The organism is Streptomyces violaceus (assembly GCF_036014075.1).
Taxonomy (GTDB): Bacteria; Actinomycetota; Actinomycetes; order Streptomycetales; family Streptomycetaceae; genus Streptomyces; species Streptomyces violaceus.
On sequence record NZ_CP107911.1, the window covers coordinates 2,450,079 to 2,473,836 of the forward strand.

At 71.7% G+C, this 23,758-nt stretch carries 14 protein-coding genes and 1 pseudogene; 4 read left to right on the plus strand and 11 right to left on the minus strand.

All coding sequences use genetic code 11. The annotated features are described in order from the left end of the window. Positions 1-39 precede the first annotated feature (39 nt). Entirely contained in the window at positions 40-1,227 is a 1,188-nt protein-coding gene (locus tag OG542_RS10840) for a sulfotransferase family protein (RefSeq protein WP_328410266.1), read from the plus strand. 29 nt (positions 1,228-1,256) lie between these two features. Here the strand turns inward: OG542_RS10840 and OG542_RS10845 are convergent, their stop codons facing one another. From OG542_RS10845 to OG542_RS10875, 7 genes are all read right to left on the minus strand, one after another. Beyond that, positions 1,257-1,970 (minus strand): glycoside hydrolase family 12 protein, encoded by a 714-nt coding sequence (locus OG542_RS10845; protein WP_328410268.1) that lies wholly within the window; start codon positions 1,968-1,970, stop codon positions 1,257-1,259. Between the two features lie 35 nt (positions 1,971-2,005). Further along, a complete protein-coding gene (locus tag OG542_RS10850) occupies positions 2,006-4,195 on the minus strand; it encodes a glycosyl hydrolase family 95 catalytic domain-containing protein (RefSeq protein ID WP_328410270.1) in 2,190 nt (729 codons plus the stop codon). Beyond that, entirely contained in the window at positions 4,192-6,171 is a 1,980-nt protein-coding gene (locus OG542_RS10855) for a beta-galactosidase (protein WP_328410272.1), read from the minus strand. Before OG542_RS10855 ends, OG542_RS10850 begins: the two co-directional genes overlap by 4 nt. Next, positions 6,171-8,381, minus strand: a complete 2,211-nt coding sequence (locus OG542_RS10860) for a WD40/YVTN/BNR-like repeat-containing protein (RefSeq protein WP_328410274.1) — start codon at positions 8,379-8,381, stop codon at positions 6,171-6,173. Before OG542_RS10860 ends, OG542_RS10855 begins: the two co-directional genes overlap by 1 nt. A 138-nt stretch (positions 8,382-8,519) precedes the next feature. Continuing rightward, positions 8,520-9,473 (minus strand): carbohydrate ABC transporter permease, encoded by a 954-nt coding sequence (locus tag OG542_RS10865; protein WP_328410276.1) that lies wholly within the window; start codon positions 9,471-9,473, stop codon positions 8,520-8,522. Continuing rightward, positions 9,470-10,513, minus strand: a complete 1,044-nt coding sequence (locus OG542_RS10870; RefSeq protein WP_261680681.1) for an ABC transporter permease — start codon at positions 10,511-10,513, stop codon at positions 9,470-9,472. Before OG542_RS10870 ends, OG542_RS10865 begins: the two co-directional genes overlap by 4 nt. 26 nt (positions 10,514-10,539) lie before the next feature. Next, complete coding sequence (locus OG542_RS10875) at positions 10,540-12,228, minus strand: extracellular solute-binding protein (protein WP_328410278.1); 1,689 nt, start codon at positions 12,226-12,228, stop codon at positions 10,540-10,542. 371 nt (positions 12,229-12,599) lie between these two features. Here OG542_RS10875 and OG542_RS10880 point away from each other — a divergent pair, with 371 nt between their 5' ends. Continuing rightward, positions 12,600-15,437 carry a glycoside hydrolase family 3 C-terminal domain-containing protein gene (locus OG542_RS10880; RefSeq protein ID WP_328410280.1) on the plus strand — a complete coding sequence of 946 codons (2,838 nt, stop codon included), beginning with the start codon at positions 12,600-12,602 and terminating at the stop codon, positions 15,435-15,437. 97 nt (positions 15,438-15,534) lie between these two features. Here OG542_RS10880 and OG542_RS10885 read toward each other — a convergent pair whose 3' ends face one another. The 3 genes from OG542_RS10885 to OG542_RS10895 form a co-directional block, all read right to left on the minus strand. Further along, complete coding sequence (locus tag OG542_RS10885; protein ID WP_328410283.1) at positions 15,535-16,980, minus strand: aldehyde dehydrogenase family protein; 1,446 nt, start codon at positions 16,978-16,980, stop codon at positions 15,535-15,537. A 113-nt stretch (positions 16,981-17,093) separates the two neighbouring features. Then, positions 17,094-18,788, minus strand: coding sequence for a PucR family transcriptional regulator (locus tag OG542_RS10890; protein WP_328343932.1), 1,695 nt, complete (start codon positions 18,786-18,788; stop codon positions 17,094-17,096). A 133-nt stretch (positions 18,789-18,921) separates the two neighbouring features. Continuing rightward, positions 18,922-21,117: an ATP-binding protein gene (locus OG542_RS10895; protein ID WP_311127992.1), complete on the minus strand. Its 2,196-nt coding sequence runs from the start codon at positions 21,115-21,117 to the stop codon at positions 18,922-18,924. 253 nt (positions 21,118-21,370) lie between these two features. Between OG542_RS10895 and gabT the strand changes: the two genes are divergently transcribed. Together gabT and OG542_RS10905 are read left to right on the plus strand one after the other, a co-directional pair. Then, a complete protein-coding gene (gene gabT / locus OG542_RS10900) occupies positions 21,371-22,705 on the plus strand; it encodes a 4-aminobutyrate--2-oxoglutarate transaminase (protein WP_328410285.1) in 1,335 nt (444 codons plus the stop codon). 193 nt (positions 22,706-22,898) lie between these two features. Continuing rightward, positions 22,899-23,092: pseudogene (locus tag OG542_RS10905) on the plus strand (phosphatase PAP2 family protein); the annotation flags it as partial. A 45-nt stretch (positions 23,093-23,137) separates the two neighbouring features. On the opposite strand, the gene OG542_RS10910 reads toward OG542_RS10905, so the two are convergent. Then, positions 23,138-23,740 (minus strand): DinB family protein, encoded by a 603-nt coding sequence (locus tag OG542_RS10910; RefSeq protein ID WP_328410287.1) that lies wholly within the window; start codon positions 23,738-23,740, stop codon positions 23,138-23,140. Positions 23,741-23,758 lie beyond the last annotated feature (18 nt).

Below are 23,758 nucleotides of genomic sequence, written 5' to 3' on the forward strand. Positions count from 1 at the left end.
GCTTGTCATGTACGGCAGTTCAGCGGATAAGGTCTCCGCGTGGCCTCATCACCGCTCGCCCTGACCCTGGCCAATCTGCTGGTGCGGCCGGGCTTCGGCTCCCGTCGTGACCCCAACCGGGTCTTCGACCGCATCGTGGTGGAGGCCGGTGAGGCGCCGGGCGACCGGGAGTTCGTCGACGGCTTCCGGGCCCTGCTGGGGTGGTGGGCGAAGGCCGAGACGCTCACCCCGGTCGGCTGGCAGTCCGCGCAGGTGCACGTCAGACGGCATCTCGCCAATCGCGCCCGGGTGCGGCGGCTGATCGCCGAGCATCCCGAGATCGAGGCCGAGCCGATCGAGAGGCCGGTGTTCGTCGTGGGTCTGCCGCGGACCGCCACCACCGTCACGCACGCCGTGCTGTCGGTCTCGGACGGGCACCGCTGTCCCCTGCTGTGGGAACTGCTCGCACCCGACCTGGAGTTGCCACCCCGGAAGCGGCGAAAGGCGATCACGACCGGGCGCCGGATGGTGCAGGGCACGGACCTCTTCGCGCCGCGCTTCCGCGACATCCACGCGATGGCCGCCGAGGGCCCCGAGGAGTGCACCTTCGCCCTCCCGCACGCCCTGATGCCGTTCTCCCAGGCCCGTATCCCCGAATACCAGGCCTGGCACTGCGCGCGGGACTTCACCGCCGACTACCGGTATCTCAAGCAGGTCTACCAGGTGCTCCAGTACGGCCGTCCGCGGCGGCGCTGGATGCTGAAGTCGCCCATGCACCTGGAGAACCTGGACGCGCTGCGCACGGTCTTTCCCGACGCCACGATCGTGTGGTGCCACCGCGACCCGGTCACCGTCGTGGCTTCCTTCTGCTCGCTGATCGAGCACGGCATGGCCGTCAGCTCCCGCCCTGTCGACCTGGCCGGCATCGGCGCCACCTGGCTGGGGCTGCTGAGCCGTGCCATGACGCGCGGTCTCGCCGCCCGGGCCGCCATCCCGCCGGAGCAGCTGGTGGACGCCCCGTACTCCTGGCTCGGCTCCGATCCGGCGACCGGCGCCCCGAAGCTCTACGCCGCGGTCGGCGCCCCCTGGACCGAGGCCGACGCTGCCCGCCTCCCCGCGGCCGTCGCTCGCCCCAAGGGCACGCGCCGCCACGCCTACGACCTGTCCCGCTACGGTCTGACCCGCGCCGACGTCGAGTCGGCCTTCGCGGACTACAACGCGCTGCGGGCCGAGGCCGACCGCGCTTGACGGCGGTCGGCCCCGGCCCCGGTACGGCGTCAGCTGCTGCTGACGGTCATGCTGTTGGTGCGGAAGTCCAGGCCGCCGGACGATGAGGTGATCTCGAAGCCGAACTGGACGTCACCGATGGTCTCGTTGCCCATCCAGCCCTTGGTGTCCTTGATCCACTTCAGGATCGGCAGGATGTTCACGGTGCCGGAGCTGGAGTTGGAGGTGCGGATGAACGAGAACACCTCGTTGGCGCCGTTGGTGCCCTTGAAGACGTTCCAGGAGTGGCCGCCGAGGCTGACGCTGCCCTGCGAGGTGCCGATCGGGCCGACGGCTCCGGTCTTGTTGACCCAGAGCATGATCTCGTAGTCGTGGTCCGTGTCCCAGATGTCGTAAGACGTGTTGTACGCGCCGGACGACGGGACGCTGACGTTGTAGCTGCTGGAGAGCGAGCCCAGCGAGGTGATGGACTTGTTGATCGCCTTCGTCTGGTTCGGGTAGGACTTGATGCCGCCGGTGTTGGGGTGGTTGGCGTTGACGCCCCAGTTGGTGCCGGAGTTGGCCCAGATGCACTGGGCACCGGCGCCGCCGCCCCAGATGTTGTTGTAGAGCGTGTAGCCGTTCAGGTTCGTGTTGGCCCACTGGCCGCAGGAGTTCCAGACAGCGGCCGAGGCGGGGGCGGAGGCGAGGCCGACGGTCGCGCCGAGTGCCAGGGCCGGGGCGAGCAGGGCCTTGGTGACCCTGCCGAGTGTGCGTGATGCCATGGTGTCCCTTCCATGGGGTGGGGGGATGGGGGGAACTACCACGCCCTCAAAGTGAGGACGTGGTCTTCTCCGGCGACCAGGTGGAGGGATTCTGTGCCGGTGGAAGTCCGCAGTTCGACGCGGTGGGTGCGGCCCGGCCTGATGACGGCGACGGCGCCGTCTTGGGTCCAGGTGAGGTCGATCTCGGCCCCGAAGCGGGTGCGCACACCGCGCAGTGCGCCGCTGGGGTAGGCCGCCGGAAGCGCGGGCAGCAGGACCAGCCGGTCCTGCGTCGACTGCACGAGCATCTCGATCAGTACGGCGGGCAGGGTGTGCGCGGCGTCCGCGTTGTAGACGTCACGGTTCGGGTAGTGGGCGCTCATCAGCGAGGTGTGGAAGAAGTCGCCGTCCAGAACCTGGCCGAGGGCGTGGGCGACGCGGTCGCCGTCCCTGAGCCGGGCCGCGATGAGCGCGTGGTGCAGATGGCCGTGCGCGGAGTCGTTCTCGGCGCCGCGCAGTTCCAGGGCGCGGTGGGCGGCCGTGGCGAGTTCGGGGCTGTCGTAGGGGGTGATCTCGTCGAGCGGCCAGACGCCGTAGAGGTGGCTGAGGTGACGGTGGTCGTAGGAGTCCTCCAGGCCCGGCCAGGCCCATTCGGCCAGCGCCCCGTCCGCGTTGATCCGGTGCGGCGGGAGGCGGTCGGCGAGGGCGTGCCAGCGGTCGGCGTCGGGGCCCGGATGGTAGGAGGCGGCCGTGCGCAGGGCGTGGCGGGCCGCCGAGAGGTCCATGGCCGCGTTGAGGGTGATCCAGCTCGCGTTGGCGGGCCGGTTCTCGGGTGAGTAGGACGGGACGACGACGAGCTGGCCGTTCTCGTCCGTGCGGGTCAGGAAGTCCTCGTAGAACAGGGCGACTTCGGCGAGTGCGGCGGCGGTGCGCGGATCGCGGGTGCCGTGGGTCTCGTCATGGTCGACGAGCGGCTTGAGCAGCCAGTCGGCGCCGGCGGTCCACAGGTGGTGGGGGTACTCGCGGGCGAAGTGGCACGTGTGGCCCGACTCGCCGTCGGTGTGTGTGGGCGCGACGACACCCCGGGCGCCGAAGACCGCGCCGGCATTTTCCCGCCAGTGCGGCAACTGGCGGTGGATCAGGGCGGCGTGGGCCTCGGTGACCTCGGGGAGGGCCGCGGCAGCCGCCGAGGCGGTCTGGAGGTTGAGGTTGGCGTTGGTGGTGAACGCCCCCGACCACGCCGTGTTCCAGTCGCCGGTCCACAGTCCGGTCAGGCGGGGCGGGAAGAGCCCACTGGCGGACAGCAGGTGGTAGCGGCCGGCTGCGAAGAGGCGTTCCAGCAGGGCCGCGCTGCGGGGCCGGTGCAGCAACTCGGAGCCCGGAAGAGCGCGTTCGGCGGGGTCGGCGGCCAGGTCGAGGGTGACGCGCTCGTAGGCGGTGCGGTGGAGGGCGACGTGGCGGTCGAGGAGCTCGTCGTACTCCATGGGCAGATCACGCAGGGCGCGGCCCTGCGCGACGACGTCCAGTTCGCCGGTGTGCCGGTGCACCCGGGTGAGGAGCAGCACGGACCGGGCGCCCTCGATGTGCACGCCGGGGGGCACGAGGGTCGTCGTGCCGCCCGTGACGGCGACCAGGGTGACGCCGGTGCAGGCCAGGTCGCTGTCCGGGTAGCGGGCGCGCAGGCTCAGCTGGGCTCCCTCGGGGGTGAGGACGGCTCCGTGGCCGACGCCCAGTCCGGCCGGGGCGCCGGGCAGCCGGTGGTCCAGGTCGATGTCGAGGGTGAGGCCGGGCCCGGTGACCTGCTGGACGATCACGTCGTCGGCGCGGGAGACGAAGACGCGGCTGGTCCAGCCGGTGCAGACCGCCCGCACGACACCGGTGGTGAAGTCGACGTCGCGCCGGTGGCCGGGGCAGTCGCCCGACGGCCGGCGCAGCCGGACCTGGAAGGCGGGGTGGAAGGGCTGCACCCACTGGAGCGGCCGTCCGTCCGTGAAGCTCTCGGCCGCGGTCGTGTCGCCCGCCAGGAGGCGGTCCTGGAGGGCGGGGAGCTCGTCGGCGAGCTGCGGGGGCCGGGGATCCCTGCCGCCCGGCCGCACCAAGGTGTGGTGGGTGACGACGACCCGCTCGTCGTTCGGGTCACCGAGCACAAGCGCGCCGTGGTGGCCGTTGCCGCTCAGGAAGCCGTCCTCCCAGCGGCCGGCCGGGTGCGGCTCCCACGTGCCGTGGACGGGGGCGGAGGCGGTCATGGCCGGAGCACCGCCGCCTCGTAGCGGCCGAGGGTGACCCGGTCGGTGACGGCCGTGCCCGTCAGCAGGTCGTGGCGGGTGCCGGGGACCTCGACGGTCACCGGCTCGCGGCCGTGGTTGAGCAGGAACAGCAGCTCTCCCCGGCGTACGGCCTCCACCTGCTCGGGAAGGCCGTCGAGCACCGGCCGGACGCCCGCGCCGTCGGCGATCCGGGCCAGCAGGTCCCGCAGCGCCTCCGGCTCCGGGAGGGTGGAGAGGTACCAGGCGTGGTCCTTGCGCAGGACGGCGGGCATGCCGTCCAGTTCGCCGCCCTTGTAGCGGGTCGTGTCGTCGGGGTCCGCGGGCTCGATCTCCTCGGACCACAGCGTGCCCCGGAAGCCCTCGCAGGCAACGGTCTCCCCCGCGTCCAGCGGCCACCACTCGTGCAGCGTGCGGATGCCGAAGAGCTCCCGCAGCCGGGCGTCCATGCCGCCGGGACGCACCCGGTCGTCCTCGTCCGCTACGCCGGTCAGGAAACCGCAGACGAGGGTGCCGCCGCCGCGGGCGTAGGCGAGGAGGTTGTCGATCGCCGCGTCGGTGAGCGCGTACAGCTGGGGCACGACGACCATCGGGTACGGCGTCAGATCGTGTTCGGGGTGGGCGAAGTCGGTGGTGAGGTGGGCCTGCCAGAGGGCCCGGTGCCAGGCGCGCAGCACGTCCGGGTAGTCGACCCGGTTGGACAGGCGGCCGTCCTGGGCGCCGGCCCACCAGGAGTTCCAGTCGTGCAGGACCGCGACCTTCGCGGTGATGTGCCGGCCGGTCACCTCGGGGGCGATCCTCGCCAGGTCCGCCCCGAGCTGCTTGACCTCCTGGAACGTACGGCCCTCCGCCCCGGCGTGGCTGACCATGCCGGAGTGGAACTTCTCCGCGCCCTGGCGGGACTGCCGCCACTGGAAGTAGCAGACGGCGTCGGCGCCCCGGGCCACGGCCTGCAGGGACCACAGCCGGTTGAGGCCCCGGGGCTTGGGGTGGTTCACACCGCGCCAGTTGACCGGCCCGGCCGCCTGTTCCATGAGCATCCACGGCCCGCGTGCCTGGGAGCGGGTCATGTCCTGGACGAGGGCGCCGTTCTGGGCGCCGAGCGGATCGCGCGGGTCGGGGTAGAGGTCGACGGAGACGACGTCCTCCTCACCCGCCCAGCGCCAGGCGTCCTGGCCGAACCACAGCGGCATGAAGTTGCTGGTGACCGGCAGGTGCGGGGTGTGGCACCGGACGATGTCCCGCTCGGCGACGTAACACTCCAGGAGCATGTCGGAGGTGAAGCGCCGGAAGTCCAGGACCTGGCCGGGGTTGCGCAGGTAGTGGGGCAGACGGGGCGGCAGGATGCCGTCCCAGGTGTCGTAGCCCTGGCTCCAGAAGGCGGTGCCCCAGGCCTCGTTGAGGGCGTCGAGCGTGCGGTACTTCTGGCGCAGCCACCGCCGGAAGGAGGCGGCGGCCTCGTCGCCGTAGTCGAAGGTGCAGTACTCGTTGTTGATGTGCCACATCGTCAGGGCCGGGTGGGCGCCGTAGCGGGCGGCCAGGTCCTCGGTAATGGCGGCGGCGTAGCGCCGGTAGGTGGCGCTGGAGTGCGAGAAGTGCTGACGGCCGCCCCACCACTCGGTGCGGCCGTCCTCGGTGACGGGCAGGGTCTCGGGGTGCAGCCGGCCCATCCAGGGCGGGGGCGAGGAGGTGGGGGTGGCGAGGACGACCCCGATGCCGCCCTCGTGCATGAGGTCCATCAGCGTGTCCAGCCAGCCGAACTCCCTTGTGCCCGGCTCCGGTTCGAGCTTCGACCAGGAGAAGACGCCGAGGGTGACCGAGTTGACGCCGGCGTCCTTCATCAGCCGGACGTCCTCGTGCCAGGTCTCCTCGGGCCACTGCTCCGGGTTGTAGTCGCCGCCGAAGAGGAGACGGCCCCGGGTGGCGTCGCTCAGGCCGGGCTGTTTCCTCGCGGTCATCAGGCGGGCTCCCCGTACTGCACGCCGCGTCCGTTGGTGGCGATGTAGACCCGGCCGTACACGCGCGGGTCACCGGTGATGCCGGCGCCGATCCAGCCCCACTGGTGCTGGTCGTCGTTGATCCGCGTCCAGGTCTTCGCCTCGTCGTCGGAGCGGTACACGGCGGTGATGTTCTCCGTGGAGCCGACCAGGTAGACCGCCGGGTAGGAGGCGCCCTCGGCGGCCTTGCCGAAGCCGAGGGTGTACGAGGCCCAGCAGCTGCCGACCTTGCTGAAGGTCGCGCCGCCGTCGGTGGAGCGGTACAGCCCGTTCCACTTCAGGCTCAGCCACAGGTCGCCCGAGCGGCCCGGGGCGGCGGTCAGCTGGAACTCGGTGTCGCCCGAGTTCAGGCCGGTGGCGCGGGCGCTGAAGGTCTTGCCGCTGTCGGTGCTGGCGTGGAGCGTCCCGGTCGTGGTGTCGAAGGCGTAGAAGCGCGTCGCGTCGGCCGGGTCCGCGACCGGAACGGCGCCCTTCGGGAAGGAGGCGACCTCGGACCAGGTGGCACCGTTGTCCGCCGAGCGGTAGCCCGGGTCGGCCGCGCCGAAGGACCACAGCAGCACGCTGCCGTCGGCGTTGGTGGCGATCGGCCCCGGCGCGGACTTGGCCATGGGCGGCTGGGACGTGAAGGGCGCCCAGGTCTTGCCTCCGTCGTTCGAGCAGGCGCCGTTGCCGTTGTCCCCCCACCCGGCCCGTACGACGTACGACGGCTTGGCCGCGGCCAGTGCGAGCCCCGTCGCCGTACCGAAGACCGGGTTGGACGCCATGCCGCGCGAAGGGGACGCGGTGAGCCGTTCGTGGTACATCACGCCGATGTCGCCGGATCCGCTGATCAGGTGTGCCTCGCCGGCCGGAGGGGAGATCAGCTGGCGTATGGACGCCTCCTCCAGCCCACGGATCTGCGGGGCCCAGCGCTTGAGGTCGCGGGTGCCGTAGAGGGTCGCGCCCGTGCCGTACACGACATGCCTGGAGTCGTACGGGTCCACGGCGAGGGCCTGGATCCACCAGCCGAACTTGGGCTGGTCGCCGCCCCACTTGAGGTAGGGCGTCTCGGAGACGTCGAGGACGGCCTTGTCCTTCAGGGACTTCCAGGTGCGGCCGCCGTCGGTGGTCCGGTACAGGGTGTCGACCAGCGCCCAGCGGTTGTTGGTGGAGACGACGACGGTGCCGGGGTGGCGGGCGTCGACGGCGACACCGCCGTACCCGAAGGAGTCGGTCCCGCCGTCCTCCGTCGCCCCGCCGGGCTTCACCGGCGTGACCTCGGTCCACTTCCCGTCCGTCGTCCGCAGCTTGTGCACACTGCCGTCGGACTGGCCGTTGGGTCCCGGGGCGTTGGCGTACGTCACGTACAGCTCGCGTGTGTGCCGGTCGTACGCGGCCCGGATCGGCACCCTGGCGGCGGTGCCGGCGGGCTGCTTCGGGACGGCCTCCCAGGTCGTGCCGTCGGACGTGCGGTACAGGCTGGGCTTGCCGGCCGTACCGTCGGAGTCGCCCCAGCCGGCGTAGACCGTACGGCCCGCCGCGACGAGGATCGTGACGCCCTGGCCGGTGGCGCTGGGCGCGGCCGGGAAGCTCATGGCCTTCCAGGTGGCGCCCCGGTCGGTCGACTTGAGCAGTCCGTCGTGCCGGGTCCCGAGCCACAGGGTGTCGCTGTCCCGCGGGTCGACGAGCAGCCGCTCCCCGCAGCCACGCCCGTCCTCGTTGCCCCCGAGCTTCACGGTGAGGTCGGTGCGTTTCCAGGTGGCCCCACGGTCCTCGGACCGCAGCACGGCCCCGTTGCCGGCCCAGGACTGCGCGTACGTCCCGAGGGCGAGGTACAGCCGGTTCGGGTGGGCCGGGTCGACGGCCATGGCCTCCACACCGAGCAGGTTCCAGTCGTCCCAGCCGATGTGGTCGGTCAGCGGGATCCACCGGTCGGTCCGGTCGTCCCAGCGATAGGCACCGCCTATGTCGGTACGGGCGTAGGCGAGTCCGCGGACGGAGGGGTGGAAGAGAACGCCGGTGACGAAACCCGTGCCGCCCTGGACGGCATTGCGCCAGCGGTAGGCGGTCCCCGCGGCGGCCGCGGGAGCGGCGGCCTGCGCGCTGCCCTGGACCATCGGAAGGGAGACGACCGCGGCGGTGGCGGCGGTCCCGGCGAGCACAGCGCGTCTGCTGAGGTGGAACGTGCTCATGACATACCTCGGTTCATGCAAAGGGGAGGAGTGGATGCCCCTTCTCTGGGGGCGGGGGGGAACTGCGCGACAAGCCCGAACACAGCCGCAGACAGCGAACAGCCAGCAGTCCTACGGCGAGACGTCACTCAAGAGGCGTCACCCCTTGACGGCCCCCGTGAGCATGCCCTTCTTGAAGTGCTTCTGGACGAAGGGGGAGAGCACGGCCACCGGCAGCAGAGCCATCACCATCACCGCCATCTGGATCGCGAGCGGCGAGAGCTGGCCGGTGTTGATCTGCGCCTGGAGGCCCACCGGACGCTGCTGCATCTGCACCAGCTGGATCATCACGTTCTGCAGCGGCATCATCTCCTGGTCGGTCAGGTAGATCGACGCGTTGAACCAGGCGCTCCAGTAGCCCACGGCGTAGAAGAGGCCGATCACCGCGAGGACCGCCCGGGAGAGCGGCAGAACGATCTTCCACAGGATCCGCCAGTCGCCGGCACCGTCGATGCGGGCGCTGTCGATCAGCTCCTGGGAGATGTTCATGAAGAACGCGCGCAGCACCAGGATGTTGAAGACGCTGACGGCGCTGGGCAGGATCAGTGCCAGATAGGTGTCCGTCAGGCCGAGGGCCTGCACCAGCAGGTAGGTGGGGATGAGGCCGGCCCCGAAGAACATCGTCGCCAGCAGTGTCATCAGCATTCCGCGGTGGCCAAGCGACCCGCTGCGCGACAGGCCGTACGCGCACAGGACCGACACCGTCATGCTGAACAGCGTGCCGACCACGGTCACGCCGATGCTCACCAGGGCGGCCTTCTGGACCTGGCCGCCGCTGAGGAGTTCCTGGTAGGCGATGAAGGTGATGCCCTTGGGGATCACCACCAGGCCGCCGGCCTCGTCGATGGTCTTCTTCGACTGGAGGCTGGTGACGATGACGATCCACAGCGGGAAGAGGATGGCCAGGCAGGCCAGGGTCAGGGCGATGCCCTTGCCGGCCAGTCCGGCCCTGTTGGGCGGCTCCTCCCAGACGGGGCGGGGCGGGGCCGCCCAGCGGCTCGGTTTCGGGACGCGCGGCGCGTCGTCGGGCGGAGTGTCGAGGACGGCGGTCACTTCTTGTACACCCCCTGCTCGCCCATGAGATGGGCCACCTTGTTGGCGATCAGTACGAGCGCCAGCCCGACCACGCCCTTGATGAGCCCGGCGGCGGCGGCGTAGCTGAAGTCCTGGTTGCGGATGCCGTTCCACCACACGTAGGTGTCGAGGACCTCCGAGGCGTTTACGCCCACGGCTTGTCGTTGGAGGAGCAGCTGCTCGAAGCCGACGGTGAGGGCGTCGCCGACGCGCAGCACGAGCAGGAGGGCGATCACCGGTCGCAAAGCGGGCAGCGTGATGTGCCACATCCGCCGCCAGCGCCCGGCGCCGTCCATGGCGGCGGCCTCGTACAGGTCGCCCGAGACCGAGGAGAGAGCGGCGAGAAAGACGATGATGCCCCAGCCCGCGTCCTTCCAGACGGTCTGGGCCGTGACCAGGTACTTGAAGACCTCCGGGTCGGTCATCACGTCGAAGCCCTCGTAGCCGTGCTGGCGCAGGGTCTGGGCGATGATCCCGGCGCCGCCGAAGATCTGCATGAAGACGGTGACGACGAGGACCCAGGAGAAGAAGTGCGGCAGGTACATGACCGCCTGGGCGACCGCCCGCACCCGGGGCCTGACCACACTGTTGATGAGCAGCGCGAGCAGGATGGGGATCGGGAAGTAGAGCACCAGCTGCAGGAAGAACAGCACCAGGGTGTTCTGCACCGCATGCCAGAAGGCCGAGTCGGCGAAGATCCGCTCGAACTGCTCGAAGCCGATCCAGGGGCTGTTGAAGATGGCGACGAAGCCGTTGTCGCCGGCGTACGGGTCGTAGTCCTGGAAGGCCACCACATTGCCGAGGATCGGTATGTAGTTGAAGACCAGGATCAGCAGGACCGCCGGCAGTGTCATGAGGATCAGCGTGCGGTCACGCCTGAATCTGAGCTTCAGGCTCAGCTTGCCCGAGTTCTTCTTCTCGCCGCGGGCCCGGCGTCCGGCGGCGCCGCCGGACGCCGCCGGAGTCCTCGCGGGGGTCTTTGCCTCGGTCGTCTCCCGAGGCACCGTGCTGTTGGACACGGCTGTCTCCTTGCCTGAGCCCCGGATCAGTTCGCCGAGCCGTTGTCGTCGAGCAGCTTCTTGTACCAGTCGCGCAGGTCGTCGCCGCCCTTCTTCCTCCAGTCGGCCACGGCCTGCTGCACGTCGCTGATCTTCTTCCGGCCGCGCACCACGTCGTCCTCGAGCTGCTCGAAGTCGTCGGCGAGGTTGGCCCAGCGGTTGGGCTCGGTGACGGTCAGCCCGTAGAAGGTGGACTTCTTGGTGAAAGCACCCATGCGCTGCTGCCACTCGACGATGCCCCGGGTGATGTCCGGGAAGTCGGGGTAGGCGACGTACGGTGCGGGGTTGCCCGTGAGGTCGTAGGTGCTGCTGACCTCGTTGATGCCCTGCTGCGTCTTGGTCGGCAGGCCGTTCTTCACCGTGTAGTCGGTGCCCTCGACGCCGTAGGCGGTGAGCATGAACTCCTTGGTGCCGTAGGGAGCGGCGCAGAAATTGCAGAGCGCGAGGAAGTCCTTGATCTGCTGCTTGCTCGCCTTCTTGCTGATGAAAGTGAACATGCCGCCCGGCTGGCCGGCCCAGAGCGTGGGATCGCCCCCGTCAGGCCCGAAAACGTCGAACACGCCCATCTCGAAGTCGGGGTTCTGGGTCCGCTGTTCGGCGGTCTTGCCCCACCAGTCGGAGATGTTGTTGTTGTAGACCAGAACCTGTCCCGCGGTGAAGCGGTTGGCCGCGCTGCCGCCCGCCTTGCCCGAGACCGCGTCCGGGTGGACCACCTTCGCCGCGTAGAGCTTGCGCGTCCACTCCAGGGCTTCCAGGTACTGCTCGGTCTCGATGCGGTTGACGAGCTTGCCGTCCTCCATGTTCCACCACAGCGCCTTGTCGCCGCCCGGCTGGACACCGAAGATCTGCAGGGCCGACCACTTCATGTCGTCGCAGGCCCAGACCTTCGACTTGGCCCGGGTCGCCTCCTTCGCCCAGGACAGGAACTCCTCGGGGCTCTTCGGGACGGCGTAGCCCTCCTTGTCGAAGATGTCCTTGCGGTACATGGCCGCCATGCCGGTGACGTAGGAGGTCGGCATCGGGATCGCGCGGAGCTGGCCGCCGAAGATGCCTCGCTGCCACGCGTCGGAGGGCACCGCCGCGAGGTTCGGGTAGTCCTTGACCTTGTCGCCGGACAGGTACGGGCCGAGGTCGGCGAACTTGGCGTTGATCGCGGTGGGTATTCGGCCCGTCAGGTTCCAGTCGGGCACCACCACGGCGTCGGGGATGTCGCTGGAGGCGAGGATCGCGCCGAGCTTCTGGTCGTAGGTGACGCCGTCCTGGTTCTGCCAGGTGATGTCCACGCCGATGGCCTTGTTCATGGCCGTGTAGTACGGGTTGTCGCCCTTGGGCGGGGCGCCCCAGTAGGGGGCCATGATGGTCAGCTTGCCGCCGCTGCCCAGCTTCTGCGCCACCGAGGTCTTCAGCTCGGCGGCCGCGATCGCCTTGGTGAAGCCGACCGGCGAGCCGTTCTTCGAGGGGATGTCCGGGGTCACGACGTTCGACGCGACGTAGGCCGGGAGGATCTTCGCGGCCTTCTTGCCCGACGTTGCCCCGTCCTTCTGTCCCTCTTGCCCGCCGCCGCACGCGGCGAGCAGCGGCATCCCGCCCGCCACCGCTGCGGTGGCTACCGCTGTGGAGGCGAGGAAGGATCTCCGGCTCGGTCCGGAGGAGGCGGAGGCGGCGTTCGGCGTCATTGCGTCAACCCTTCATGGCACACCAGGACACCCGGCGGAGGGCCGTCGGCTGCGGTGTCTCGAGTGGAACTGGCTGAGCCGAAGCGATACTCCGACGAGTGACGAGGAATGCGCACCAGTGGGTGGCGGACTTCACAGTCGAAGCGCTTCGATGTTGCTGCGAGATTAAGTGAACACCCAGGGGTGCACAAGGGGCGATTCCAAGATTCTCCGGGGGTGTGCACGATCGCGACCTGACGCAAATGGAGCTTGGAATGGCGCCGCAGGGTCGGAGTTGTTGCGCCGAGGTGTCTTGACACCCGACCCCACGTCGAACCAGCATCGAAGCGCTTCGAAAGCGTCTCGCCGCTCCATCGCAAAGGGAATCCCACGTGACCGCACACACGCCGCCCACGCCGCCGTTCCGCGATCCGCGCCTGCCGTTCGCGAAGCGGATCGACGACCTCCTGTCGCGGCTCACACGGGAGGAGAAGACCGCCTTCCTGCACCAGTTCGCGCCCGGCGTCGAGCGGCTCGGCATCGCCGCCTTCCGCACCGGCCAGGAGGCCCTGCACGGCGTGGCGTGGATGGGCCCGGCGACGGTGTTCCCGCAGGCGGTCGGCCTCGGCGCCACCTGGAACCCGGAGCTGGTGCGACGGGTCGGCGACGCGGTGTCCAAGGAGGTCCGCGCGATGCGCGCCAAGGACGAGCGCGTCGGGCTCAACGTCTGGGCGCCGACGGTCAATCTGCTGCGCCACCCCCTGTGGGGCCGCAACGAGGAGGGCTACTCGGAGGACCCGAAGCTCACCTCGGCGATCGCCACCGCCTACACGCACGGTCTGCGCGGCGACCACCCCACCTACTGGCGCACCGCGCCCGTGCTGAAGCACTGGCTCGCCCACAACAACGAGACGGACCGGTCGACGACGTCGAGCTCGGTGCGCCCGCGCGTGCTGCACGAGTACGACCTGCGGGCCTTCCGCGAGACCGTCGAGGCGGGCGCGGTGGCCGGGGTGATGCCCGCGTACAACCTGGTCAACGGCCGCCCCAACCACGTCTCCCCGTACCTGGGCGAGCACCTGCGGGCCTGGACCGACGAGGAGCTGCTGGTCTGCTCGGACGCGGGCGCGCCGAGCAACCTGGTCGACTCCGAGCACTACTTCGACACCCACGAGGAGGCCACCGCGGCCTCCCTCGTCGCGGGCGTCGACAGCTTCACCGACCACGGCACGGACTCCTCGCAGATGACCGGCCGCCTGCGCGGCGCCCTGGAGCGCGGTCTGCTGGCCGAGGCCGACCTCGACACGGCCGTCCGCCGCCAGCTCTCGGTCCGCTTCCGCCTCGGCGAGTTCGACCCGGAGTACGACCCGCACGATGCCACCTGCGAGTTCGACTCCCCGGCGCACCGTGCCCTCGCGCGGGAGGCGGCCGAGCAGGCGGTGGTGCTGCTGAAGAACGACGGGGTGCTGCCGCTCGCCCCGGACACCCGGATCGCCGTGGTCGGGCTGCTCGCCGACGAGTGCAAGCTCGACTGGTACAGCGGCACGCTCCTGCACCGCTCGACCCCGCTGGAGGGCCTGTACGAGCGGTTCGGCGCGGAGCGGGTGGAGTTCGCGGAGGGCGTGGACCGGGTCCGGCTGAAGACCTCCTCGGGCGCGTTCCTGCACGTGCCGGTCGTGGCGGACGCCGCCGACGAGGTGCGCGGTGCCGAGGGCGCGCTCGACCCGGCGCTGCTCGCGGGCCGCACGGACCTGCCCCCGCTCACCACCGACGCGACCGGCACCGAACTGGCGCTGGTCGACTGGGGCGAGGGCGTCCTGACACTGCGCGCACCCGACGGCCGCTACCTCTCGGTCGCCGAGGACGGCCGGGTCCGCGCCTCCGCCGACCAGCCGGGCGGCTGGATCGTCCAGGAGACGTTCCGCCTGGAACCGCACGAGAACGGGCACCTCCTGAAGCACCTGGGGACGGGTCGCCACGTGTGTGTCTCCGCCGACGGCGTGAAGGTTGCCGAGGAAGATCCCGAGGTGTTCGAGCTGGTCGTCGCCGGGCGCGGCGAGGACGCGGTGGCGCGGGCCGCCGCGGCGGCCGACGTGGTCGTGGTGGTCGCGGGCAACGACCCGCACATCAACGGCCGTGAGACGGAGGACCGTACGACCCTGCGGCTGCCGGAGCACCAGGAGCGGCTGCTGCGGGCCGCCCGCGCGGCGAACCCGGCGACCGTGCTGGCCCTGGTCTCCGCCTACCCGTACGCCGTCGACCCGGCCACCCTCCCGGCCGTGCTGTGGACGGCGCACGGCGGCCAGGCGGCCGGCACCGCCCTGGCCCGTGTGCTGGCGGGCGACGTCTCCCCCGCCGGCCGCCTGCCGCAGACCTGGTACGCCGGAGACGCCGACCTGCCCGGCCTCCTCGACTACGACGTGATCGGCGCCCGCCAGACGTATCTGTACTTCGAGGGCACGCCCCTGTTCCCGTTCGGGCACGGCCTGTCGTACTCGTCGTTCGCGTACGACGGCCTGACGACCCGGGCCGAGGAGGGCACGCTGCATGTCTCGTTCTCGGTCACGAACACCGGTGACGTCACCGCCGACGAGGTCGCCCAGCTCTACACGCGGGCCGTCGACCCGTCTGTGCCGCGTCCGCGCCGCGAGCTGCTCGGCCACCGCCGCGTCGCCCTCGCCCCGGGCGCCACCACGGAGCTGAGCTTCGAGGTCCCGCTGTCCGCCTTCGCGTTCTGGGACGTGGCCCAGGACCGGTGGCGCGTGGAGCCGGGCGCCTACGAGCTGCTGGCCGGGGCCTCGAGCGAGGACGTACGGCTGCGGACGACCGTCACGCTGGAGGGCGAGCCCACCCTGCCGCGCCCGGTCGTCGCGGGCGGTCTCGCCGCGGCCGGTTTCGACGAGCAGAGCGGCATCGAGATCGTCGACCGGACGAAGGTGTCGGGCGACGCGGTGACGCCGGCGGGCGGAACCACGGGTGAGCTGGTCTACCGCGACTGCGACTTCGGACGCGGCATCAGCGAGGTGACGGTGGAGGTGGCCGGCGAGGGCACGGTCGAGCTGTCCCTCGACGGCGGCCGTGCCCTCGCGGTGCTGTCGCCGAGCGCCCCGACCTCGGGCCCTTACGACTACGTCTCCCTCGGCGCGTCCGTCGCCGCCGCGGGCGTGCACGACGTCCGCCTCAGGCTGCGCGGCCCGCTGCGGCTCGCGCACGTCGGCTTCTCCGGTTGAGGGTCCGGAGCAGGCCGGCGCACAGAAGGGGCCCGGCACCGGAAGGCATCGGTGCCGGGCCTCTTCGGGGAGCCTATATGAAAATGGTTCCCATGAGCTAGAGGTCGATTCCGGTCAGGACCAGCACGCGCTCGTAGGTGTAGTCCTCCATCGCGAACCGCACGCCCTCGCGGCCCACGCCGGACTGCTTGACGCCGCCGTACGGCATCTGGTCGGCACGGTAGGACGGCACGTCGCCGACGACGACACCGCCGACCTCCAGGGCCCGGTGGGCACGGAAGGCGGTCTGGAGGTCGTGCGTGAAGACGCCCGCCTGGAGGCCGTACTTGGAGTCGTTGACGGCGGCGAAGGCCTCGGCCTCGCCGTTCACCTTCTGCACGGTGAGGACGGGTCCGAAGACCTCCTCGCAGGAGATCGTGACATCGGCCGGTACGTCGGCCAGGACGGTAGGCGCGTACGAGGCGCCGTCGCGCTTACCGCCGGTGAGCAGCGCGGCACCGGCGTCCACGGCCTCCTGGACCCACGTCTCGACGCGCTTGGCGGCGTCCTCGCTGACCAGCGGGCCGACGTCGGTCGCGTCGTCGCCCGGGTCACCGGTGACCTGGGCCTCGACGGCGGCGACGACGCGCGGCAGCAGCCGGTCGTACACCGAGGCGTCGGCGATGACGCGCTGGACGGAGATGCAGGACTGGCCGCCCTGGTAGTTGGAGAAGGTGGCGATGCGCTGCGCCGCCCGGTCCAGGTCCTCGTCGCTCGCCCAGTCGGCGAGGACGACGGCCGCGCCGTTGCCGCCCAGCTCCAGGGTGCAGTGCTTGCGCGGCACCGAGTCCATGATCGCGTAGCCGACCTTCTCGGAACCGGTGAAGGAGATGACGGGCAGGCGCTCGTCCCGCACGAGGGCCGGCATCTTGTCGTTGGCGACGGGCAGGACGCTCCAGGAGCCCGCCGGCAGCTCGGTCTCGGCCAGCAGGTCGCCGATGATCAGGCCGGACAGCGGGGTGGCCGGGGCCGGCTTCAGGATGATCGGCGCGCCGGCGGCGATGGCCGGGGCGATCTTGTGGGCGCAGAGGTTGAGCGGGAAGTTGAAGGGCGCGATGCCCAGCACGACGCCCTTCGGGAAGCGGCGGGTGAGGGCGAGCCGCCCCTGGCCGCCCAGGTCGGTGTCGAGGCGCTGGGCCTCACCGCCGTTGAAGCGCCGGGCCTCCTCGGCGGCGAACCGGAAGACGGACACGGCCCGTCCGACCTCGCCGCGCGCCCACTTGAGCGGCTTGCCGTTCTCGGCGGAGATCAGCCGGGCGATCTCCTCGGTGCGCTCGACGAGGCGCTTGCTGACGTGGTCCAGGGCGGCGGCCCGCACATGGGCTGGAGTGGCGGCGAACTCGTCCCGCACGGCGTACGCGGCGGCCACGGCCTCCTCGACCTGCGCGTCCGTCGGCACGCTCACCCGGCCGACGAGCCGCCCGTCCCACGGGGAGCGGACGTCGAAGGTGTCCTCGCCGGTGGCCTGGCGGCCGGCGAGCCAGAAGGCGTGGGTGGAAGTCATCTCAGTTCCGGCCCTTCGGCGTCGGGGGTGGTTCCTGTGCTGCGGGTTCCCACGGTAGGGGCGGGGTGGCCGGAGAGCGTTTGTCCGGGGTGTAGCAGTGCCGGCCGCGAACACTACGGTTTGGCAGACGGGGCCGGTTCCGTGGTCGTCGCCTTGAGGGCCAGCCAGAGCTCCATCCGCGCGTCCGGGTCGTCCAGGGACCGGCCGAGGATCTCCTCGACGCGGCGCATGCGGTAGCGCAGGGTGTGCCGGTGGACGCCGAGGTCGGCCGCCGCCGCGTCCCACTGGCCGTGCCGGGACAGCCAGGCGCGCAGGGAGGCGACGAGGTCGCCGCGGCCCGTGGCGTCGTGCTCGTACAGCGGCCGCAGCATCCCGTCGGCGAAGGCCCGTACCGCGTCGTCCGCCAGCAGCGGCAGCACGGATCCGGCCGCCATCTGCTCGTGCTCCACCAGGACGCGTCCGCGCCGCCGCGCCACCGACAGGGCCTGCTCGGCCTGCTTGTAGGCGGCGGAGGCGGCGATGGGCCCGGCCGGTGCCGACAGGCCCACGACCAGCCCGTCCTCCTCGCCACGCGGCGCCTTCTCGCGTCTGCCGGCCCGGGCCGTCTCCAGGGCGGCCGCGTACTCCCCGCAGGCCGCTGCGGCGGCACCGCGGTCCGCGGCCAGCACCACCAGCCGCTCCCCCTCAGGCACCACCAGGACGGCCTCGCCGGCCCGGGCCGCGGCGGACTCCATGACGTCGGCGAGCGCCGCGAGGGGGTCGCCGCCGGTGTCGGCGGCGGCGAGCGCGGCGGCCGACGGCCGGTCCACGGCCGGGACGCCCGCCCGGGCCTCGGCACGGGCCAGCGCGGCCGACGCCGAGACCGGTACCCGCTCCGCGACCAGCATCCGGAACGGCGCGTCCAGCAGCCCGCCGTACAGGTCCCCGGCGACCGTACGCGCGTGGTCCGGCTCCCCGGCCAGCAGCATGCGCAGCACCGCCGCGCCGACCCGCTGCTCGGCGGCCTGCAGGGACCGGGAGCGTTCCGTGGTCAGGGTCAGCAGCGCTATGGCCGAGTGGACGGCGTAGCGCTCGGCGGTGCCGAGGGCGGCGGCCGTACCGACCGCGAGGGCCGCGCGAGGGCGCCGGCCCGTGCCGATGGTGTGCAGCTCGACCCGGTCCTCGTTCTCCGGCCCGCCGACCACCGAGGAGGCGGGCGCGGGCCGCTCCCGCAGCCGCTCGACGTCGCCGGTGAGCCGCGCGGCCCGCCGCCCGGCCCACTCCGGTGCCGTGGCGACGACGGCGCCCGAGGCGTCGTACAGCGCCGCCCACCCGTCCACCTGCGAGGCCAGTGCGGACAGCAGCCCTTCCGGCCCGCCGGTCTGCGCCTGCCGGGTCAGCTCGCGCTGGGCGGCGAACCCGGCCGTGACGGCCCGGTACTGGTCGGCGGCGATCGCGGCGGACACGGCCTTGCTGATGGCCAGGAAGGGGGTGCGGCGCGGCACCTCCAGCAGCGGCAGGCCCTCTTCCCCGGCCGCGTCGACGAGCGCCTTGGGCGTCTCCTCGTAGTTGACGCCTATGGCGAAGCCGAGCCCGACCACCCCGGCCCCGGCCAGCCGCCGCACGTAGCGGCGCATGGCCTCCGGGTCCTCGGCGTCCAGCTTGAGCGCGGTGATCAGCAGCAGTTCCCCGCCCTCCATGTAGGGCACGGGGTCGGCCAGCTCGCTGACGTGTGCCCAGCGCACCGGCACGTCGAGGCGGTCTTCGCCCGCCCGCACGGTCAGTTTCAGCGCGGAGTGGTGGACGAGCGAGGCGAGCGTCGGGGGCATGAGGCCTTCATGTCTGCGTCAGGGCTGTGCGGTGCTGTGTGATCTTTGTGCTCATTTGGCCGCCGCGTATGAACGACCTGTGATGATTCTGCCTCACCGTACGGTCCTCGCGTACCGCACCGGCTCGTAGAGGTCAGCCCCGAAGATCCACCAGCAGCGGCGGCGCGTGCTCGCCCTTCACATCGGTCAGCGACAGCACCGCGTGCCCCGCCGGTACGCCGTGCGCCAGCTCGGACGCGGACCAGCGCTCCCGCTCGACCTGCCGCACGGTCACCGCCCGCGCGGTCGGGGCCTTGCCGGTGATCACCCGGCGCAGCATGTGCACGGCCTTGCCCGCCGGGGTCTCGGCGATGATCTGCCGGTCGGTGACGTCCCGGGCCTCGGTCCACTCCTTGCCCCACACCTCGGCGAAGTCCTGCCCGTCCCAGGGTGTGACCCCCGACAGCGCCATCCGGCATCCGGTGGCCCCGAGCAGCGGTCCGCGCAGCGGCCGGGCCACGTCGTCCAGCGTCCGCAGGGTGAGCACGACACCGGCGTTGCCGGAGCGCAGCCGCTGGATGCCGCGCACGCCCTCCGGGGTCACCACGCCGGTCGCGTCGTCCAGCACCAGACAGGCGAACAGCGACCGGTCCTCGCGCACCGCGACACTCGCCGAGAACTGCGCGAGCACCAGCCGCGCCAGCATCCGGGAGGCGTCGGCGTGCCCGCGCTCGGGCAGATCGATCCGCACCCGCACGGGGTGGTCGAGGGCCTTGAGGGTGAAGGGCCGGGTGGCCCCGGACGTGTCGAAGAACGAGGCGAAGGCGGGACGGTCCAGCAGCGCTACCCGGTCCGCGAGCACCCCGCCGACGTCTCCGGGCTGCCCCATCTGCCGCTCCCGGGCGTCGAGCTCCCGCAGCAGCGACTCCTGCCCGGAGTCCTGCAGCCCCTGCCGCAGCGCGGCGAACGGTCCGGGCGCCCCGTCCAGGAGCTGCCGCAGCTCCGGTACGGAGGGGAAACGCCCGTGCACGGCCCGGAACGGTCCGAGCAGCTGGGCGAGGACGGTCGTGGAGCGCCGGGTGTCACTGCCCGGGTGCGGATCGGCGAGGTCCCCGACGAGTGCCTCGGCGAGCACGGCCGCGGCCTCGTCCGGGTCGGCGGTCCCGCCGTACAGGTCGAGGTCGTACTCGGAGTCCTGGTTCCCGATCCGCACGACGACGTCGTACGCGTCGGCCGGCCCGAGGCCCGCGCCCGCCCCTCCGACCACGACCACGGCGGCCCGTCCGGCCAGGGCGTGCAGACACAGCGACTCGGCGAGCGGCCGGACGACGGTACCGGTCTTGCCGGAGCCGGCCGGGCCGACGGCCACGAGCGAGGTGCCGAGCAGATCGGGCCCCAGACCGAGCCCCGTGCCTCGGTAGGCGTACGGGTTACGGGTGTCGTCGACGGTGGTCCCCAGCCGCACCTGCCCGGTGACGAGGTCGTGCCGGGCGAGGCGCGCCGGCAGGTCGCGCTCTCCGGAGGGGTGGAGGCAGGCGGCCGCGCCGTCCCGCAGGACGGTGGAACTGAAGGTGGCAAGGCTGTGCCGCCCGGTGCGCACGCCCTGCCAGGCACGGAGGATCCGGGCGTGGTCGACGTCCCGCATGAGCCCGGAGCGGGCCTCGGCGGCGAGCCGCTCGGCGGCGTCGACCGCTCCGGCCGCGCGGAGCTCGTTCCACTGGGCCGGGTCGTCCTGAGGATCCCGATGCGCCGTCTGAGGCTCCGGCCGGCGGAAGCGGGGGGCGACGAAGCGGCGCCACACCTCGCCCCAGCGGCCGAGCCGGGCCACCCCGACCATGATCCCCAGGGCGACGAGCAGCTCGTACCCCTGGTACACGATGAACGTGCCGGTCTCGCCGAGATCGCTGTCGCCGCCGCGCCAGGCGTCGGGAATGATCAGGTCGAACGGCACCCACCACCAGTTGCCGAGGTATCCGTTCTGCAGCAGCGACCAGATCAGCCATCCCACCAGGAAGGCGATCAGCGCTCCGCTCAGCAACTGCCGGGTGGGGATCTCCTCGGGCTCCTCCGCGGGCCGCGGCCGGTGGCCGAACCGCCAGACGCCCGGCGCCGCGTCGGGCCGGGGCGTGCGCAGCCACGTCATGAAGGACGAGCCGTCGGGCACCGGCGGGGCCCCGGGCGCCCGCGTGGGCCGGGGCGGCACGGCCGGTCCGCCCGGGGGCGCGCTCCGGCCGCCCGGTGGCTCGCCGGGGCCGTTCGGTGGCACCGCGGGCACCTCCGGCGCCCCCGCCGGACGCGGTACGGGGTTCGCATGCGTACCCCGCGCCTCCGGCGTCCCGTCGCTGTCCATCGCCCTTGCCCCCTGACCAGCCGCTCCGTCCACCATCAGCGAGCCAATCTAACGCCCTCCCCTGGGGAGTTCACCGCTTACACGGCCGGGGCGTGGGCAGCAGCCCACCACAGCGCCATGTCCACCCCGGACAAGCCGCCCCTCCGACAACGCCCACATGGAGCATGCCCACCCCCCTTTCCCCGCCCTAGCCTGCGAGAAAAGAAGCCAAGCGTCCGCAGAACCCCCATCCGCACCACCCCAGGAGCCCCGCATGACCTCACTTCCGCAGGAGCGCCGCGTCGTCACCGCCATCCCCGGACCGAAGTCGCAGGAGCTGCAGGCCCGCCGCACGGCCGCGGTCGCGCAGGGTGTGGGCTCCGTACTGCCCGTGTTCACGGCACGTGCGGGCGGCGGGATCATCGAGGACGTCGACGGCAACCGGCTCATCGACTTCGGCTCGGGCATCGCCGTGACGTCCGTCGGCGCCTCCGCCGAGGCCGTCGTCCGCCGGGCCTCCGCCCAGCTCGCCGACTTCACCCACACCTGTTTCATGGTCACGCCGTACGAGGGGTACGTCGAGGTCGCCGAGGCGCTCGCCGAGCTGACCCCCGGTGACCACGCCAAGAAGAGCGCCCTGTTCAACTCCGGCGCCGAGGCCGTCGAGAACGCCGTCAAGATCGCCCGCTCCTACACCAAGCGCCAGGCGGTCGTCGTGTTCGACCACGGCTACCACGGGCGGACCAACCTGACCATGGCGCTGACCTCGAAGAACATGCCGTACAAGCACGGCTTCGGGCCGTTCGCGCCGGAGGTCTACCGGGTGCCGGTGGCGTACGGCTACCGCTGGCCGACCGGCCCGGAGAACGCCGGTCCGGAGGCCGCCGCGCAGGCCATCGACCAGATCAGCAAGCAGGTCGGCGCGGAGAACGTGGCCGCCGTCATCATCGAGCCGGTGCTCGGCGAGGGCGGTTTCATCGAGCCGGCCAAGGGCTTCCTGCCGGCGATCCGCCAGTTCGCCTCGGACAACGGCATCGTCTTCGTCGCCGACGAGATCCAGTCCGGCTTCTGCCGTACCGGGCAGTGGTTCGCGTGTGAGGACGAGGGGATCGTCCCGGACCTGATCACCACCGCCAAGGGCATCGCCGGCGGTCTCCCGCTGGCCGCCGTGACCGGTCGCGCCGAGATCATGGACGCCGCGCACGCGGGCGGCCTGGGCGGCACCTACGGCGGCAACCCCGTCGCGTGTGCCGGTGCGCTCGGCTCCATCGAGACGATGAAGGAGCTCGACCTCAACGCCAGGGCGAAGGACATCGAGGCGGTCATGAAGGCCCGCCTCACCGCCATGGCCGAGAAGTACGACGTCATCGGCGAGGTCCGCGGGCGCGGCGCGATGATCGCCATCGAGCTGGTCAAGGACCGTGCCACGAAGGAGCCGAACCCGGAGGCGACCGCCGCGCTCGCCAAGGCCTGCCACGCGGAGGGCCTGCTGGTCCTGACCTGTGGCACCTACGGCAATGTGCTCCGCTTCCTGCCCCCGCTGGTGATCGGCGAGGACCTGCTGAACGAGGGCCTCGACATCATCGAGCAGGCCTTCGCCCGTATCTGACACGGCAGTCGCGCATCTGAGCCGCCGTCGGGGCAGGTGAGCCGTCCCGGTTCCGCTCCCGGGGCGGCGAGCGGCAGAGCGTGTGAAGAAGGTGTGCGAGGTGGATGACAGGCGGCCCTACGGCCTGTCCTCCGCCCAGACCCTGTCGTAGGTTCTCACCAGATGAGAGATACACCCCCGCCCACAGGGGACTGTGGGTGACATCAGGCCGGGGCCTCCCCAGCTTCGACCTGGTCGTGCCCTCGCGCACACAACCGGAGCCTGAGGCTCTGGATCTCCTCACCGATCGGACAGTCGCCCGCCCCAAACCCCCCGGGGCGCGCGACGTTCCGGTCCGGACGGCCGCCTCGGAACTCCCCCCCTGTTCCGGGGCGGCCGACCTCCCTCTTCTCCTTCTCCCTCTTTCACCTGCGCCGCGGCGCGAGAGCCGGATCAGCTGTCATCGGCCTCCCGCGCGACGCGCTCCAGCCGACGTCGGTGGTTCTCCCACCGGTCCCGGTCGCCTTCCGGGACGCTGTCGCCGCTCTTCGTCAGCCCGACGCTGCCGTCGATGAGTTCGCGCACGATGTCGGCGTGGCCGGCGTGCCGCTGCGTGTCGGAGATCACCCGGACCAGGATGTGGTGCAGCGTCACCTCCCGGCGCTCCTCGGGCCACCACGGGACGTGACCGGTCGCGTCCAGTGCCAGCGTCTCGATCGTGCGGTTCGAGTGCGCCCACGCCGTGCGATAGAGCCCGGCGATCTGCTCACGCGGCTCGTCCGCGGTGGCCCACATGTCCGCGTTGGGTTCGGCGTCTTCCGTGTACCACCAGGGCGGGGGCGGTTCCTCGACGAAGTACGGCCGCCCGAACGTGTCGCCGAAATACCCCAGCTCCACCCCGGCGACGTGCTTGACCAGGCCCAGCAGGTTGGTTCCGGTCGGCGTGAGCGGGCGGCGGACGTCGTACTCGGACAGCCCTTCGAGCTTCCAGAGCAGGGCGTCGCGGGCGGCCTGGAGGTAACGGAGCAGGTCGGCTTTCGGGTTGGGTTCGGTCATGCGGGGAGTCTGGCACCC

Coding starts and splice junctions, on each gene's coding strand:
- OG542_RS10845 (WP_328410268.1), bottom strand. CDS start 1,970: ATGGCATCACGCACACTCGGCAGGGTCACCAAGGCCCTGCTCGCCCCG.
- OG542_RS10850 (WP_328410270.1), bottom strand. CDS start 4,195: ATGACCGCCTCCGCCCCCGTCCACGGCACGTGGGAGCCGCACCCGGCC.
- OG542_RS10855 (WP_328410272.1), bottom strand. CDS start 6,171: ATGACCGCGAGGAAACAGCCCGGCCTGAGCGACGCCACCCGGGGCCGT.
- OG542_RS10860 (WP_328410274.1), bottom strand. CDS start 8,381: ATGAGCACGTTCCACCTCAGCAGACGCGCTGTGCTCGCCGGGACCGCC.
- OG542_RS10875 (WP_328410278.1), bottom strand. CDS start 12,228: ATGACGCCGAACGCCGCCTCCGCCTCCTCCGGACCGAGCCGGAGATCC.
- OG542_RS10885 (WP_328410283.1), bottom strand. CDS start 16,980: ATGACTTCCACCCACGCCTTCTGGCTCGCCGGCCGCCAGGCCACCGGC.
- OG542_RS10890 (WP_328343932.1), bottom strand. CDS start 18,788: ATGCCCCCGACGCTCGCCTCGCTCGTCCACCACTCCGCGCTGAAACTG.
- OG542_RS10895 (WP_311127992.1), bottom strand. CDS start 21,117: ATGGACAGCGACGGGACGCCGGAGGCGCGGGGTACGCATGCGAACCCC.
- gabT (WP_328410285.1), top strand. CDS start 21,371: ATGACCTCACTTCCGCAGGAGCGCCGCGTCGTCACCGCCATCCCCGGA.
- OG542_RS10910 (WP_328410287.1), bottom strand. CDS start 23,740: ATGACCGAACCCAACCCGAAAGCCGACCTGCTCCGTTACCTCCAGGCC.